This is a genomic window from Kitasatospora purpeofusca (genome assembly GCF_042691725.1).
In the GTDB taxonomy this organism is placed as follows: domain Bacteria; phylum Actinomycetota; class Actinomycetes; order Streptomycetales; family Streptomycetaceae; genus Kitasatospora; species Kitasatospora purpeofusca_B.
Genome location: NZ_CP170483.1, coordinates 6,720,581 through 6,733,751, shown reverse-complemented (window position 1 = coordinate 6,733,751; position 13,171 = coordinate 6,720,581). Strand labels below are relative to the sequence as shown.

The following is a 13,171-nucleotide window of genomic DNA, read 5'->3' as shown; positions in this document are numbered from 1 at the left end:
GGACCCAACAACGTGCCCGACACAGTCAATCCCAGAAGCGTTCCACGCCGAAGCAGTACTACCTTCTGATCTCTTCCTGTGCCGAATAGTCAACGTTCCACCCATGAGCAACCGTGCAGGACATTCGCCTGCAAGCGGCGTATTGCTCCTTAGAAAGGAGGTGATCCAGCCGCACCTTCCGGTACGGCTACCTTGTTACGACTTCGTCCCAATCGCTGGTCCCACCTTCGACGGCTCCTCCCCTTACGGGTTAGGCCACCGGCTTCGGGTGTTACCGACTTTCGTGACGTGACGGGCGGTGTGTACAAGACCGGGAACGTATTCACCGCAGCATGCTGATCTGCGATTACTAGCAACTCCAACTTCATGGGGTCGAGTTGCAGACCCCAATCCGAACTGAGGCCGGCTTTTGGGATTCGCTCCGCCTCACGGCATCGCAGCCCTTTGTACCGACCATTGTAGCACGTGTGCAGCCCAAGACATAAGGGGCATGATGATTTGACGTCGTCCCCACCTTCCTCCGAGTTGACCCCGGCAGTCTCCTGTGAGTCCCCATCACCCCGAAAGGCATGCTGGCAACACAGAACAAGGGTTGCGCTCGTTGCGGGACTTAACCCAACATCTCACGACACGAGCTGACGACAACCATGCACCACCTGTATACCGACCACAAGGGGGCGACTATCTCTAGCCGTTTCCGGTATATGTCAAGCCTTGGTAAGGTTCTTCGCGTTGCGTCGAATTAAGCCACATGCTCCGCTGCTTGTGCGGGCCCCCGTCAATTCCTTTGAGTTTTAGCCTTGCGGCCGTACTCCCCAGGCGGGGAACTTAATGCGTTAGCTGCGGCACCGACGACGTGGAATGTCGCCAACACCTAGTTCCCAACGTTTACGGCGTGGACTACCAGGGTATCTAATCCTGTTCGCTCCCCACGCTTTCGCTCCTCAGCGTCAGTAATGGCCCAGAGATCCGCCTTCGCCACCGGTGTTCCTCCTGATATCTGCGCATTTCACCGCTACACCAGGAATTCCGATCTCCCCTACCACACTCTAGCCTGCCCGTATCGAATGCAGACCCGGGGTTAAGCCCCGGGCTTTCACATCCGACGCGACAGGCCGCCTACGAGCTCTTTACGCCCAATAATTCCGGACAACGCTCGCACCCTACGTATTACCGCGGCTGCTGGCACGTAGTTAGCCGGTGCTTCTTCTGCAGGTACCGTCACTTGCGCTTCTTCCCTGCTGAAAGAGGTTTACAACCCGAAGGCCGTCATCCCTCACGCGGCGTCGCTGCATCAGGCTTTCGCCCATTGTGCAATATTCCCCACTGCTGCCTCCCGTAGGAGTCTGGGCCGTGTCTCAGTCCCAGTGTGGCCGGTCGCCCTCTCAGGCCGGCTACCCGTCGTCGCCTTGGTAGGCCATTACCCCACCAACAAGCTGATAGGCCGCGGGCTCATCCTGCACCGCCGGAGCTTTACACCCAGGACCATGCGGTCCCAGGTCATATCCGGTATTAGACCCCGTTTCCAGGGCTTGTCCCAGAGTGCAGGGCAGATTGCCCACGTGTTACTCACCCGTTCGCCACTGATCCACCCCGAAGGGCTTCACCGTTCGACTTGCATGTGTTAAGCACGCCGCCAGCGTTCGTCCTGAGCCAGGATCAAACTCTCCGTGAATGATTACCCGTAATCGGGCTCACACCCGCGTTGAGCGGCACGGCAACCACCGGAATTAGGTGATCCCGCGCACTGCGTCCTCGCTAGTGTTATTTCAAAAGGAATCTCCAACCCCGAAACAAGTCCGAGGCCGGGGATGTCAACATATCTGGCGTTGACTTTTGGCACGCTGTTGAGTTCTCAAGGAACGGACGCTTCCATCAGGCGGCTTTCACACCGGCCCTCCGGGCGCTTCGTTCTTTCGTGTTTCCAGCTTACCAGATGTTTTCCGCTCCGTTTTCCGGCGCTTCCTTCATCCAACTCGCTGGCGTCTTCTGCGGCTTGACGCCCCGTCCGACGTTTCAAACTCTAGCCGATCCCCGCTCCGAAAAGCGAATCCGGCCGCAATCCCCAGAAATGCACACGCCGAATAAACCCCATGCCGGGGAGGCGTTGGTATTTCCAGAGGATTGGCCGCTCCGGGACCGTCCGCGCCAATGCGTGTCCGGTGCTCCCTGCCGAGCGACTAGGGAACACTACCCCTCCCCCGCAGCAGGGGCAAGTCTCGGCTGGTCACAGCTCTCCCCGCCCCGGCCGCGGAGAGGGGAGCGGGGCCGGCACCCCCGTCCTGCGGTCGCGCCAGAGCACCACCAGCACGCCTCCGACGCCCACGAAGAGTGCGGCCGCAGCTCCGGCCACGGGGAGCAGCGGACTCGCGCCGGTGCCGGACACGGCCTCCGCGCCGGCCGGGTGGCCCGACGGTCCGGTCGGCGCCGAGACGCGGGCGACCCTCGGCGCGTCCGGGACCGGTTCCGGGAGCGTGCCGCAACCGCCGATGCCCGTCATCACCAGTACCGCGCCCCCTGCGGCGCACTTGGTCCGCATACGTGTTCGTTCCACGGTCCCCCACTCCCATCGCCGACGGACACCCTCACCCCGCCTGACCAAGCGTTCCCAGCACAGTGGGAGAACCGGACCCTCCGCACCCGGATTGCCCGATATTCACTTGTGCGTGTGACCCGCACCCCTCACAGAATCCCCACCCAGTTCGAGCCCTGCGCACAGAGAGCAGAACGGAGCGAGGGGCTGGCTCGCTACGCGTGGCCTCCGGACACGTCATCGCGGCCCGAAAACTGGTTCAGGCATCCGTACCGAGGGCGCTCGCCAACCGTCCGCGCAGGCGGACCGCGGCCGGGTCGGTGAACTCGGTGAGCAGTGCCAGCGCCTCGCGCCGGTGCCGCCGGGCGGCGTCCGGTTCCTCGTTGCTCTCCAATGCGGCGGCGAGGTGGCAGCGGGCCGTGGCCTCCTGCCACCGGTCGCCCAGATCCCGGTGCACGGCGACGGCTCGACGGTGGAACCCGCTCGCTTCCTGGGCCCGGCCGAGGTCGAGGTAGGCGCGGCCGGCACCGTCCCAGGCGAGCGCTTCGCGGCTGCGGTCGCCCAGACCGCGCTGCAGGACGGCGGCCCGGTGGTAGGAGACGAGGGCGTCGACGGATCGGCCGGCGGCGCGCTGGGTGTGCCCGAGTTGCGTCAGCCAGTGTCCCTCCGCGACGGCGCTGTCGAGGTCCAGTGCGAGGTCGACCGCTCGCTGGGCGCTGTCCAGTGCCTCGGTCACCAGCCCGGCTTCGAGCTGGATCAGGCTGAGGATGCGCAGCGCGTTCCCCTCGGCCCAGTGGTCGGCCCGCTCCCGGAAGGTCTCCAGACCGGACCGGACCAGGCGCTCGGCCTCGGGGAGTCGGCCGAGCGCGGCTTCAGCATCGGCGAGGTTGACCGCCGTGCGTGGCTCCCAGTAGGTGTCCCCCAGCTCCCTGAACAGAGCCCCGGCCCGTTCGAACGCTTCCCGTGCGTCCGTGAGCCGGCGTCGGCGCAGCCACAGCAGCCCGAGCCCGTTGAGCGTCATGGCCTCCCCCGCCGGATCGTCGAGCTCGCGCCGGATGAGCAGGGCCGCCCGGTACTGGTCGACCGCCCGGTCGAGCCGGCCGGACTGCGTGTACGCCATGCCCAGGCTCTCGTGCAGCTCCGCCTGCGCGTGCCGGTCCCCGTCACGCCGGGCGGCGTCAAGTCCGAGCTGCGAGGTCTCGAACCAGTCCTGGAAGGGATTGCGCACCATGTAGAAGGCGCGGAGGACGACCGCCAGCCGGTGGACGTGCGCGTCCAGGCCCAGGGCGGCCGCGGTCCGCACCGCGGCCGCGAGGTTCTCCCGTTCCGTCTCGAACCACTGCATCGCGGTGGCTTCGTCACCGAAGATCGTCGGCTCCACGCCCGGTTCGAGGGGGGCCAGCGGCACTCGGGGCTCGTGGGGAGCGGTGCGGGCCTGTGCCGCGTCCGCCGTGTGCAGGTACCAGGCGAGTATCCGCCGGACGGCGTGCTCGCTCTCCTGCGGCTCCTGCTCACCGCGCGCCTGGTCCACGGCGTAGGCGCGCAGCAGGTCGTGGAATCTGAAGCGGTCCGCGGCGGTCTGTTCGACCATGTGGGTCGCGACGAGCCCGTCCAGCAGACGGCGTGCCGGCCTGGCCCCGGTCGCGACGAGGGCGGCGGCGGCCGCGGTGCTGAATTCCCCGGTGGGGTGGAGGCCGAGCATGCGGAACAGCCGTGCGGCGTCGGCCGGCAGGGCGCGGTAGGACCAGGCGAAGACGGACCGGACGGCGTCGGACTCCTCCTCGTCCTCGCTGGAGAGCGCGTCCCAGAGGCTGGATTCGTCCCGCAGGTCATGGATCAGATCGTTCAGGAGCATCCGCGGCCGGCCGGCGGCGCGTTCGGCCGCGATGCGCAGGGCCAGTGGCAGGCGCGCGCAGAGCCGGGCCAGCTGCACGAGCTCGGCGGGGTCGTCCTCGCTACGGTAGTCGGAGGTCACCGCGCGCAGGAGCTCGACGGCGTCGTGCTCCGCGAGCACCTCCAGGGTCAGGTGCCGAGCGCCCTCCCGCACGCCGAGGCCGGACAGGCGGTGCCGGCTGGTCACCACCACCAGACAGCCGGCGGCACCGGGCAGCAGCGGGCGGACCTGGGCCGCACGTGAGGCGTTGTCGAGCACGAGCAGCATCCGCCGGCCGGCCACCAGCGAGCGGTAGGTCGTGGCCAGCGCTTCGAGGTCGGTGGGAATCGCCGCGGCGGGCACGTCGAGGGCGCGCAGGAAGCGTTCGAGCACCTGAGCGGGGGCGGTGGGCTCCTGCGGGTCGTAGCCGTGCAGGTTCGCGTACAGCTGGCCGTCGGGGAAGTGCTCGCGGACGGCGTGCGCCCAGTGCAGGGCGAGGGAGGTCTTGCCGACACCCGCCGTGCCGGTGAGCACCAGGATCTGCGGCCCGCGCGGGTGCTCGGCCAGCAGGTGGTCCATGGCCCGTTGTTCCCCCGACCGGTTGACGAAGCCGCGAACGTCCGTCGGCAACTGCCGTGGGACGGCTTTGCCGTGCCGGGCGGGTGGCGGTGCGGCGTGGATGTGCACGGGTCCCTGGATGTCCCGGGCCTGCACGACGTTGCCGGCGGAACCGGACATGGACGAGTTGGTGCGGTCCGGTGGCCCCTCAGGTGTCTCCTGCACGACGGCTCAGCGCTCCGCCCGCACCCCGGCCGACCGCAGTCCGGCCCGCCGCAGTCCCTCCGCCTCGCGGGCCATGAAGTCGGCGATGTCCTCGCCCTGGCCGTACAGACCGGCGATGAAGTCCGCGACCCGTTCCCGCACCGGGCCGCCCGTGTAGCGGGTCGCCCCGTCGAGGATGCCGGCCGCGTCGTACGCGATGTCGTAGACGGTGTCCGGGCCCAGGGTGATGAGCTCCGGAAGCGGCCCGTCCTGCTCGTACGGTGCGACCGGGCCGGGGCCGACGACCCGGATCAGTTCGCCGCACTCGGCCCGCAGCCGCAGCAGGTGCAGCTCCCAGACGAGATAGGGGGTCACCGGGTACTCGACGACGCGTACGCGCAGCATGCGGGTGTCGTGTTCGGCGGCCGTGCGGGCGAGTTGGAGCAGCTCGTCGCGCCTGGCGTCGATCAGCCGGAGGGATCGCGCCCAGTCCCCCTCGGTGCAGGCGCGCCAGCTGGGGTCCTCGGGCTCCTGGAAGTCCTGGCGGCGTTCGAGCTTCCACGAGTCGTAGCCGTCGACCGCGAAGTCCCGTCGGCGGAAGTCCGCCCGGTACTCGTCGAGGGGCAGCCGGTCGCCCGGCAGGTCGCCGAGGAGGTCAGGCATCCGGGAGATCCGCCTTCGCGGAGAGGAGGGTGGCGCGGGGAATGACCACCAGGCGCTCGTTCTCGCCGATCGTGACGTCGTGCGGGAGTCCGGCCCGGTACGCGGCGGTCAGGTCGCGGCCGATGACGGCGATGTCGCCGTTGTCGAGTTCCCAGATGTCGGGGCAGCCGTCCCGGCCTCCGGTGGTGCCCAGCTCCGCCGGCGGACTGCCGAGGCGTCGTGTCATGACGGCGTCGGGGTCGGCGTCCCACGGCTGGCTCATCATGGCCCCAGGCGGTCGAGTGAGTAGTCGACTGCTCACCGTACGGAACCGGCCGACTCGTCGTCAACCACTTCCGGTCGGCGTGCTACCTCCAGGCGGCGTTGAATCGCGTGCGGCGGGACCGGGCCCGATTGCCTTGCGGTCGAGCCGAGTTGGGGGAATGGGTTCGGGGTTCGGTCCGGTCAGGTGCGGCCGGGGGTTCACTTGAGCAACGGGTGGACGTCCGGCCAGGGGTAGCCCAGTCGCTCGGCGAGCTCGGGCGAACCTCCCCAGACCTCGGCAGCGGCTCGGGGATCGCCTGCGATGAGCTGTGCTTCGAGGCGCTCGGCCTGCTCCGACGGCTCTTCCGCGGTGATCGGGAGGATCATCCCGAACTGGAGCTGGTCGTCCTCGGCCCGGCCGCGGGGGTGTCTCAGGACGACGTCGATCCGATCGGGCTCAGTGCGGGAGGACCCGACGCCCTCCACCTCGCAGTCCCACCTGACGAGCCAGTCCTCCTGGCGCCTCAATGCCGCCTCCAGCAGCCGGGCGGCCACCCCGCCCGTCCACTCCCAACTGCGGTCCGCTCCGGCTCGCAGGACCTCGGCCTCGTACTGGCCCACGGCGAACCGAAGCTCCGGCAGATCCAGGTCCTGCCGGGCCGGGTCGCGCCAGCCGGCCCAGACGACGTGCTCGCCGTCACGCCTGACCGTCAGGTACAGGGCGCCGCAGCACTTCTCGTAGCCGCACCCGGACCACGCGATCCGAACCTCGTGGGGTGTCATGGTGGCGTGCAGCGGCCCGTCGTCGCCGAACAGGTAGCGGGGGCCCACGCCCGCGTACCCGGGTCCGATTCCGTCGAACCTCTCGGGCACGTCAGCCAGGAAGTCCCGGCCGTTGACGACGGGGCGGACCCCGATACCGCCCTCGCCGGGCGGTGGACAGTCGATGTGCAGGGTGAGGTGGTCCGGTTGTCCTGTGGTCACCGGCCCATCGTTGCGGCGCCGGGCGGAGCTGTCAGCTGGATTTCGGTGGCCCGCCGCCGCGGTGGGTCCGGTGCGGGCGGCGGCGTGGGCGGCGGTGTGGTCGTCGAACCGGGAGATCCGCAGGGTCGCGATGACGCCGAGGAAGACGGTGGCGAAGGCGAGCGCGAGCAGGACCGCGAGGGCGGCGCCGACCAGGAGGCCGGCGCCGTCGAGCCTCATCGGCCGGCCCCGGCGATCTGGTGGCCGAGGCGGATGTCGAGGTCCACGGCCGTCGCCGCGCTGACGAGGGGAATCACTCCTCCCACGGCCGGTCGCCCCTCTCGCGGAGGAGGTGGAGGAGGTTGAGGAGGGTAGCGAGGGAGGTGTCGCCGAAGGCGATGAGGAGGCGGCCGTCGATGGTGACGCCGTTGACGTGGGCGGATCCCCACTGGATGCCGAAGGGCTTGCCTCGCTCGTGGAGGTCGCGGAGGAGAGCGGTGACCTCGGGCTCGGTGTAGGTGCGCAGGTACGTGTCGTGGGGGGTGAAGGGGGCGTTCACGCGGCGGCGTCCAGCTCGAACCAGGTGACCTTGCCGGTCTTGACGGGGTCGACACCGAAACGGTGGGTGAGGGCGCGCACGAGGTGAAGTCCGCGCCCGGAGAGCGCGTAGGGGTCGGCGCTCGGTCGGGACTCGGGCAGGTTGGGGCAGTCGTCGCAGACCGAGACGCGGAGCACGGCGGGCCGGAGGGAGACCAGGACGGGCGGCGCGAGGGAGCCCGCGTGCTGCCAGGCGTTGATGTAGAGCTCGTGGAACGCGAGTTCAGCGTCGTCGATGATGTCCGGCGCCCAGCCGGCGGAGAGGAGCATCGCGCGGAGTTCGGCGCGGGCGATGGAGCAGTCGGGCGGGGTGAAGGCACGCATGAGGGAACCTCCGGATGGGGTTTGTGCGGTGGGGTTCGTCGTCGAGAGGTCGACGGACACGTCGCCGTGAGCCAGGCCAGGACGGGGCTGGTGGATGCCACGCGTGGCTGCTCTGCGGTGCGAGAGGGCAGCAGGCGCCTGCTGCCCTTGAAGACAGGCATTACTGACGATCCATCGGATCGACCTGAGATTGACCATAGCGCATCCTGGCTTAAGGTTAATCCAGATCGACGAAGGTTCCCCCATAGGTGGGATGTCCGCTCGGAATGGCCCCTGCCGCACGCGACACGGCACACTGACGTCGGCACCATCAGAGAGGACTCCATGGCCAATCGCCAGAACCCAACCCTTCGTCAGCGCCGCCTCGGAGCCGAGCTGCGAAGGATTCGAGAGCAGGCCGGCCTCGGCGGCAACCAGCTCGCCGGCCTCCTCGGGGTGACCCCGGCCATGGTGACGCAGATGGAGAACGGGAAGTCCGCAGTCAGCGAGGATCGCCTGCATGCGATCACGGCAGCTTGTATGTGTGTCAACGAGCCCCTGATCGAAGCACTCGCCAGCATGACCGGCGAACGCGGGACCGGCTGGTGGGAAGAGCATCGGCAGGAACTCCCAAGGATCCCGATCGAAGTCGCAGAGATCGAGGGCCACGCGAAGAAGATCACCACCTTCACCGTCACCTTGATCCCGGGGCTACTGCAGACGGTGTCCTACGCCACGGCCGTGTTCGCGAAGGGCTACCCGCCACTCCCCAAACACGAGGTCGATCTCAGGGTGAACTTTCGCCGACGGAGGCAGCAGATCGTCCGGTCCGGCGAAATGCCATACTTGGGGATCATCCATGAGGCGGCGCTTCACATCCAGTACGGCGGCCCCATAGTGCTCCGCGAACAGCTTGAGTCTCTCGTTCGAGACTCCGAGCTTCCCGGAATCAGTGTTCGGATCGTGCCGTTCGAGACCGCGAACTTCCCTGGCCCCAGCGAGAACCTGACCTACGCGGTGGGACCAGTGCCGGAACTGGATACAGTCCAGGCCGACTCGTCGCACGGTTCCCATATCTTTGATGTTCCCGCCCAGTTGGAGCAATATCGCGGGATCCTTGAGCGCGTCGAATCAGTCGCCCTTGCAGAGGGCGAGTCGCGAGACCGCATCCGCTCCACCATCAAGGAAATGACCGCCAGATATGAATAACTTCGATTGGCAGAAGTCAAGTTACTGCGCAGCAAACAACAACTGCATCGAGGTTCGCACGGTCAACGGGCTGATCGAACTCCGTGAATCCGACGACGGCGACGTCGTCGTCCGCACCACAGCCGCCGGGTTCGCCGCGCTCCTCCACCACACCAAGGCCGGCGAGTTCGACCACCACGCCAGCTGACACGATCGTGGCCCTCGCTCCGCCGAGCGAGGGCCGCCTCAAAGCACAGCAGCCCTTCGATCCCAGATCCAACCCGGTCCTCCGAAGAGGAAATGGATCACACATGGCCAGCCAGGGGTCCCACCCCACCCCTGGCTGGCCCGCGCGACCGTTCAGAAGGTCACGACATCGCTGCGCGAAGATGGGCTGATTCGGACTGAGACCGCGATGGGGAGCTTCGTAACGGACCGTACGAAGCAGCCCCGCCCAGGCGAACCCGGACGGGACCATTACAGGGCTCTGCTCAGCGAGGGATGGGGACGACGAACCCCCGCGTCGGACCGGCCTGGCCTGCCTGACGGGACCGGCCCCGGACCACCGTCAGCACGTCGTCGGTGATGTCCCGCCGGGTGCTGGGGTCGGCGCTGTCGTACACCCGCCATTGCCCGTCCGGATCGCCCAGGTCTTCGGGGGACACGATGCCCTGAATACCCAGGCGTCGAAGCGAGTTGGCTACCTGCTGGGCTTCGTCTTCGTCCATGTTTCCCGCCCTCTCCGTGTGGGTGGGTTCAGGTTAGTGGGCTTCGCCACCTTCGCCGCCGCCCCCGCCGCCACCACCGCCGGAGCAGTGCGACGCGCACCCGCCGGGGTTGATGGGCCCGCAGCCGCCGGGGATCGGGGTGTGGGAGCAGTTGGCGGCCACAGCGACCAGGGCGCGGGTCGGACCGGTCCACAGCTCGTGGTCGGGGATATAACCGGCCTCTTCGATGAGAGCGACGGTCCGGGCGAGGGCGTCCGGGTCGTGGCGCGTCGGGTCGGGGCGCTCGGGGTAGTGGTGCACGAACCCCCCGAGCCGCTCGCACACTCCGGCGTAGGGACGGGTGTGGAGGATGAGGGCGTGCCAGCCCTCGTCCACGACGTTGGACGGGGTGATCCGCACGGTGGGGAACCTGCGGGCGGTGACGACGAACTTCAGCGCCTCGGTCACGATGCGCTCGGCCGTGCCGACCACCATGCCGGGGTTGTTGTCCACCACCGTGGCGGTGACGCCCCCGAACGCTTCGGGGGTCAGGAGGGTGCGGACGTCATGCATGCGTGCTCCCTGGTCCTGTCGAGTCCGGCCCACAGGCGTGGACCGGGATTTGTGCGGCCCGTCGGTCCAACCGACGGGAGTCTGTTGTCCGGTCTCAGGTCGGCGGCCTGGCCGGCTGGAACGGGCGTCGCGCGGCGGTCGGCGGGCGATCGGGGCGGCGCTGCTCGTACTGGTTCTCAACCGGCTTCGGCCCGGAGCACTTCAGCGCCCAGACCACGGACTTGCCGCCGACCCGGCTGCGGAACAAGACCACGGTGGAGGTGACGGTCCCCGTAGTCGGGTCGCCGTGCCGCCGCCGTCCGAGGAACACGCCCTCCCGCCCGTCGGTGTGCCGGTAGACCTCTTGCAGCCGCGGGAGCTTCAGGTCTTCGACGCAACCGCCCGCGGTCTTGAGTACGCACCCACATCCGATGCTGTCGGCCAGGGTCGGCGCTACCCCGATCACCGGGGGCTCGAAGGGTGTCATGCCGACTCCGTCAAGATCTGTGTGATGGTGCGGGGAGGGAACACAGCGCCGTCGATCGCCCGTACAAGAGCCGCTTGGTCGGGCGGCGCCGGGACCGTCTCCGCCACGGGACATGGCCACATCTGGGCGTCCCGGCCAGGCTCCCGAAGGACCAGCCCCGGGCCGGCAGGGGGTGCCCGACCGGCGTCAGTGTCACGTGACGTGCCGATCGAACTTCCCAGCACCGTGGGAGATGCTGGGCGTTGGAGCCCGTCCCGAACGCTGGTTGCCATGACACGCGTCCGGGACGGGGGTCTTGGGGGTACTACTTGAGCCGCTCCCGTACGGCCTGAATGATCCGGCGCCGGGCAGGGCTGACCAGCAGCACCGGCCATGACCACTGGAGTGCGCCGCACCACAGGACCACAACCGCCGTCCTGGGGTCGCGTCCGAGCAGCTTCAACCAGCGCCCGGTGACCGCCCAGCGGCCGTACGGGTTCACGCGGCCCGCCTCCGCCCGCACACCTGGACGGGCAGCTCCCCCGGGTGCGTCCGCAGGTAGTCCAGCGGCAGCAGGATGCCGAAGGCGCCGCACCCGCACTTCCACTCACCGACGTCGGTGACGGGGTCCGGCCCGGGCGAAGCCGAGTCGATCTGTCTACCGCATGGGCACCGACCAGACTCCGAAGTGTCCGGCTTGGGGGTCGGGTTGCGCTTCGCCATTGCCGCTCCTCTGGGTCCACGGAGGGCTTGATGGTGTCCTGGAAGGTCGAACCATTGCGACGCCATGCGGGCGTCTCTCCGGCGTCTTGGCAAGGCGTCATTTCGGTGACGTTCAGCGGAGACCAGCCCTATCGTGGAGTGCATGACGACGCCGAACGAAACCCTGCGGGCCGTCCGCCTTGGCCTTCGTCTCAGCCAAGACGAGTTTGCGCAGCGCCTGAGGGCAGTCAGGAGATGTCCGGGCGCCCCGCCCGGTGTACGTTCGGGCCCTTGAGGCAGTCACCAAGCTTTCCGTGGACCGCCTCGGCTTCGAATCACCGCAGCTGTCACTAAGGGTCAGCGTGGACGGTACGGGAGGCCATGACGTGACCAGCGATGAAGCGGGCATTCCTGTGCAGGCGACGCCCGCCGCTACAGGTGCGGACTACTCGGGGGTATGGATCAGCCACTACGAGTTCTTCAGTAGCAGCCGGGAGAATACGTTCACCGGCCTGCATCACGTCGTGCTGTCCCAGAGCGGAAATCGGATCACTGGCCGCTCCCTTCCCGGGGCGTCGTCCAACCCTGACTCACCGCTGTCGTTCGATCTCACTGTCGATCGAAACATCGTGACGGGCTCGTGGGTGGAACAGACCGCACAGGACGGCTACTACCAGGGGGCGCGGTACCACGGCGCCATTCAGTTGCTGGTCGACCCGACCGGGCGCCGCATGGCTGGTAAATGGGTGGGCTTCGGCAAGGAATTCGACGTCAACACCGGCCCCTGGGAACTTCGGCTGCTGGACAAGTCCACGGCTGATGAGGTCCTGAGCCGCTACAGCGTTCCGCCGGAGGCGTAGCTCGTCCGACTACACAGAAGAACCCCGGCGGGAGTCCGCTGGGGTCTTTCTGCTGCTTGGGGCACGCTGTGGGCCGGCCCTCGCTCCGCCGAGCGAGGGCCGGCCCACAGCACGGCAGTGACAACGAGGGGCCGAGGCCGTCCAGTTCGGTCGGGCGGTGGCCGGTTGCTGACAGGGTGGGTGGCTTTCCCCGTTCGCGGGGGGCTGTCACAATTCGATCAGAGCGATGTGACATGTCACATGTGCTCCCGGTGTCCGCCGGGGGCACCGAATGAGGAGGAAACCCTTGAAACGCTTTGCTGCCGTTCTCGCCGGCACCGCCGCCCTGGCGGCGCTGACCGGAGTCCAGTCCGCCTCCGCCAACCCCGTGGGCGTCACGGTGTGCGGTACCCCCGGCGCGCCGAACATCGTCACGGTCAGGGCCTGTATCAACGTCAACGGAAACCACGTCTACGCGTTCGGGCGTGCCAATCCGAGCAGCCCGACCTGGCAGGAGCAGCAGGTCTCCTTCCGGCTGAGCAGCATCGGCATCACCAACCCGGCGCTCGGCACCGTCTACCCGACCGTCCTGATCTCGAACGTCGGGCCGGCGCCCGAGATCGGCAGCGTCACCGGCACCGTGCCCTGCGGCTCCACGGTGACCGCCGAGTTCAGCGTGACCCAGCCCGGCTGGTGGGAGTCCACCTCGACCGTCTCGACCGTCGTGAACTGCTGACCTCGCCCGACCGGCACCGGGCCCGCCCCTCGCTCCACCGAGCG

Annotated in this window: 14 protein-coding genes, 1 rRNA gene and 1 pseudogene; 4 read left to right on the top strand and 12 right to left on the bottom strand. The window is 68.2% G+C overall.

The features are described from left to right. Nucleotides 1–153: 153 nt before the first annotated feature. From ACFCLZ_RS28965 to ACFCLZ_RS28930, 8 genes are all read right to left on the bottom strand, one after another. Nucleotides 154–1,675: ribosomal RNA gene (locus tag ACFCLZ_RS28965) — 16S ribosomal RNA — on the bottom strand. 552 nt (nucleotides 1,676–2,227) lie between these two features. Further along, a complete protein-coding gene (locus ACFCLZ_RS28960) occupies nucleotides 2,228–2,554 on the bottom strand; it encodes a hypothetical protein (protein WP_380280704.1) in 327 nt (108 codons plus the stop codon). A gap of 238 nt (nucleotides 2,555–2,792) precedes the next feature. After that, nucleotides 2,793–5,144 (bottom strand): ATP-binding protein, encoded by a 2,352-nt coding sequence (locus ACFCLZ_RS28955; protein ID WP_380280702.1) that lies wholly within the window; start codon nucleotides 5,142–5,144, stop codon nucleotides 2,793–2,795. A gap of 51 nt (nucleotides 5,145–5,195) precedes the next feature. Further along, on the bottom strand, nucleotides 5,196–5,831 hold the full coding sequence (locus ACFCLZ_RS28950) for a DUF6879 family protein (protein ID WP_380280701.1): 636 nt from the start codon (nucleotides 5,829–5,831) through the stop codon (nucleotides 5,196–5,198). Further along, nucleotides 5,824–6,093: a hypothetical protein gene (locus ACFCLZ_RS28945; RefSeq protein WP_380286315.1), complete on the bottom strand. Its 270-nt coding sequence runs from the start codon at nucleotides 6,091–6,093 to the stop codon at nucleotides 5,824–5,826. The genes ACFCLZ_RS28950 and ACFCLZ_RS28945 overlap by 8 nt, the downstream gene beginning before the upstream one ends. 200 nt (nucleotides 6,094–6,293) lie before the next feature. Beyond that, nucleotides 6,294–7,277: a hypothetical protein gene (locus tag ACFCLZ_RS28940; RefSeq protein WP_380280699.1), complete on the bottom strand. Its 984-nt coding sequence runs from the start codon at nucleotides 7,275–7,277 to the stop codon at nucleotides 6,294–6,296. Nucleotides 7,278–7,350: 73 nt separating this feature from the next. Continuing rightward, complete coding sequence (locus ACFCLZ_RS28935; RefSeq protein WP_380280697.1) at nucleotides 7,351–7,596, bottom strand: hypothetical protein; 246 nt, start codon at nucleotides 7,594–7,596, stop codon at nucleotides 7,351–7,353. Continuing rightward, complete coding sequence (locus ACFCLZ_RS28930; RefSeq protein ID WP_380280695.1) at nucleotides 7,593–7,958, bottom strand: ATP-binding protein; 366 nt, start codon at nucleotides 7,956–7,958, stop codon at nucleotides 7,593–7,595. The genes ACFCLZ_RS28935 and ACFCLZ_RS28930 overlap by 4 nt, the downstream gene beginning before the upstream one ends. A 324-nt stretch (nucleotides 7,959–8,282) precedes the next feature. Here ACFCLZ_RS28930 and ACFCLZ_RS28925 point away from each other — a divergent pair, with 324 nt between their 5' ends. Together ACFCLZ_RS28925 and ACFCLZ_RS28920 are read left to right on the top strand one after the other, a co-directional pair. After that, nucleotides 8,283–9,146: a helix-turn-helix domain-containing protein gene (locus ACFCLZ_RS28925; RefSeq protein ID WP_380280693.1), complete on the top strand. Its 864-nt coding sequence runs from the start codon at nucleotides 8,283–8,285 to the stop codon at nucleotides 9,144–9,146. Continuing rightward, entirely contained in the window at nucleotides 9,139–9,333 is a 195-nt protein-coding gene (locus tag ACFCLZ_RS28920; RefSeq protein ID WP_380280691.1) for a DUF397 domain-containing protein, read from the top strand. Before ACFCLZ_RS28925 ends, ACFCLZ_RS28920 begins: the two co-directional genes overlap by 8 nt. Nucleotides 9,334–9,616: 283 nt before the next feature. On the opposite strand, the gene ACFCLZ_RS28915 is transcribed toward ACFCLZ_RS28920, so the two are convergent. The 4 genes from ACFCLZ_RS28915 to ACFCLZ_RS28900 form a co-directional block, all read right to left on the bottom strand. Beyond that, nucleotides 9,617–9,853 carry a hypothetical protein gene (locus ACFCLZ_RS28915; RefSeq protein ID WP_380280689.1) on the bottom strand — a complete coding sequence of 79 codons (237 nt, stop codon included), beginning with the start codon at nucleotides 9,851–9,853 and terminating at the stop codon, nucleotides 9,617–9,619. 33 nt (nucleotides 9,854–9,886) lie between these two features. Beyond that, nucleotides 9,887–10,405 carry a glycine-rich domain-containing protein gene (locus tag ACFCLZ_RS28910; protein ID WP_380280687.1) on the bottom strand — a complete coding sequence of 173 codons (519 nt, stop codon included), beginning with the start codon at nucleotides 10,403–10,405 and terminating at the stop codon, nucleotides 9,887–9,889. A 94-nt stretch (nucleotides 10,406–10,499) separates the two neighbouring features. Next, on the bottom strand, nucleotides 10,500–10,871 hold the full coding sequence (locus ACFCLZ_RS28905; protein ID WP_380280685.1) for a hypothetical protein: 372 nt from the start codon (nucleotides 10,869–10,871) through the stop codon (nucleotides 10,500–10,502). A 304-nt stretch (nucleotides 10,872–11,175) separates the two neighbouring features. Further along, on the bottom strand, nucleotides 11,176–11,352 hold the full coding sequence (locus ACFCLZ_RS28900) for a hypothetical protein (protein ID WP_380280683.1): 177 nt from the start codon (nucleotides 11,350–11,352) through the stop codon (nucleotides 11,176–11,178). Between the two features lie 363 nt (nucleotides 11,353–11,715). Here ACFCLZ_RS28900 and ACFCLZ_RS28895 point away from each other — a divergent pair. Together ACFCLZ_RS28895 and ACFCLZ_RS28890 are read left to right on the top strand one after the other, a co-directional pair. Beyond that, nucleotides 11,716–12,412 (top strand): annotated as a pseudogene (locus ACFCLZ_RS28895) (XRE family transcriptional regulator). Between the two features lie 286 nt (nucleotides 12,413–12,698). Beyond that, entirely contained in the window at nucleotides 12,699–13,127 is a 429-nt protein-coding gene (locus tag ACFCLZ_RS28890) for a hypothetical protein (protein WP_380280682.1), read from the top strand. Nucleotides 13,128–13,171: the final 44 nt, after the last annotated feature.

Excerpts from the sequence above, each read along its gene's own strand:
- ACFCLZ_RS28920 (WP_380280691.1), top strand. The coding sequence starts at position 9,139 with ATGAATAACTTCGATTGGCAGAAGTCAAGTTACTGCGCAGCAAACAAC.
- ACFCLZ_RS28905 (WP_380280685.1), bottom strand. The coding sequence starts at position 10,871 with ATGACACCCTTCGAGCCCCCGGTGATCGGGGTAGCGCCGACCCTGGCC.
- ACFCLZ_RS28945 (WP_380286315.1), bottom strand. The coding sequence starts at position 6,093 with ATGAGCCAGCCGTGGGACGCCGACCCCGACGCCGTCATGACACGACGC.
- ACFCLZ_RS28915 (WP_380280689.1), bottom strand. The coding sequence starts at position 9,853 with ATGGACGAAGACGAAGCCCAGCAGGTAGCCAACTCGCTTCGACGCCTG.
- ACFCLZ_RS28910 (WP_380280687.1), bottom strand. The coding sequence starts at position 10,405 with ATGCATGACGTCCGCACCCTCCTGACCCCCGAAGCGTTCGGGGGCGTC.
- ACFCLZ_RS28940 (WP_380280699.1), bottom strand. The coding sequence starts at position 7,277 with ATGAGGCTCGACGGCGCCGGCCTCCTGGTCGGCGCCGCCCTCGCGGTC.
- ACFCLZ_RS28955 (WP_380280702.1), bottom strand. The coding sequence starts at position 5,144 with ATGTCCGGTTCCGCCGGCAACGTCGTGCAGGCCCGGGACATCCAGGGA.
- ACFCLZ_RS28950 (WP_380280701.1), bottom strand. The coding sequence starts at position 5,831 with ATGCCTGACCTCCTCGGCGACCTGCCGGGCGACCGGCTGCCCCTCGAC.
- ACFCLZ_RS28925 (WP_380280693.1), top strand. The coding sequence starts at position 8,283 with ATGGCCAATCGCCAGAACCCAACCCTTCGTCAGCGCCGCCTCGGAGCC.
- ACFCLZ_RS28930 (WP_380280695.1), bottom strand. The coding sequence starts at position 7,958 with ATGCGTGCCTTCACCCCGCCCGACTGCTCCATCGCCCGCGCCGAACTC.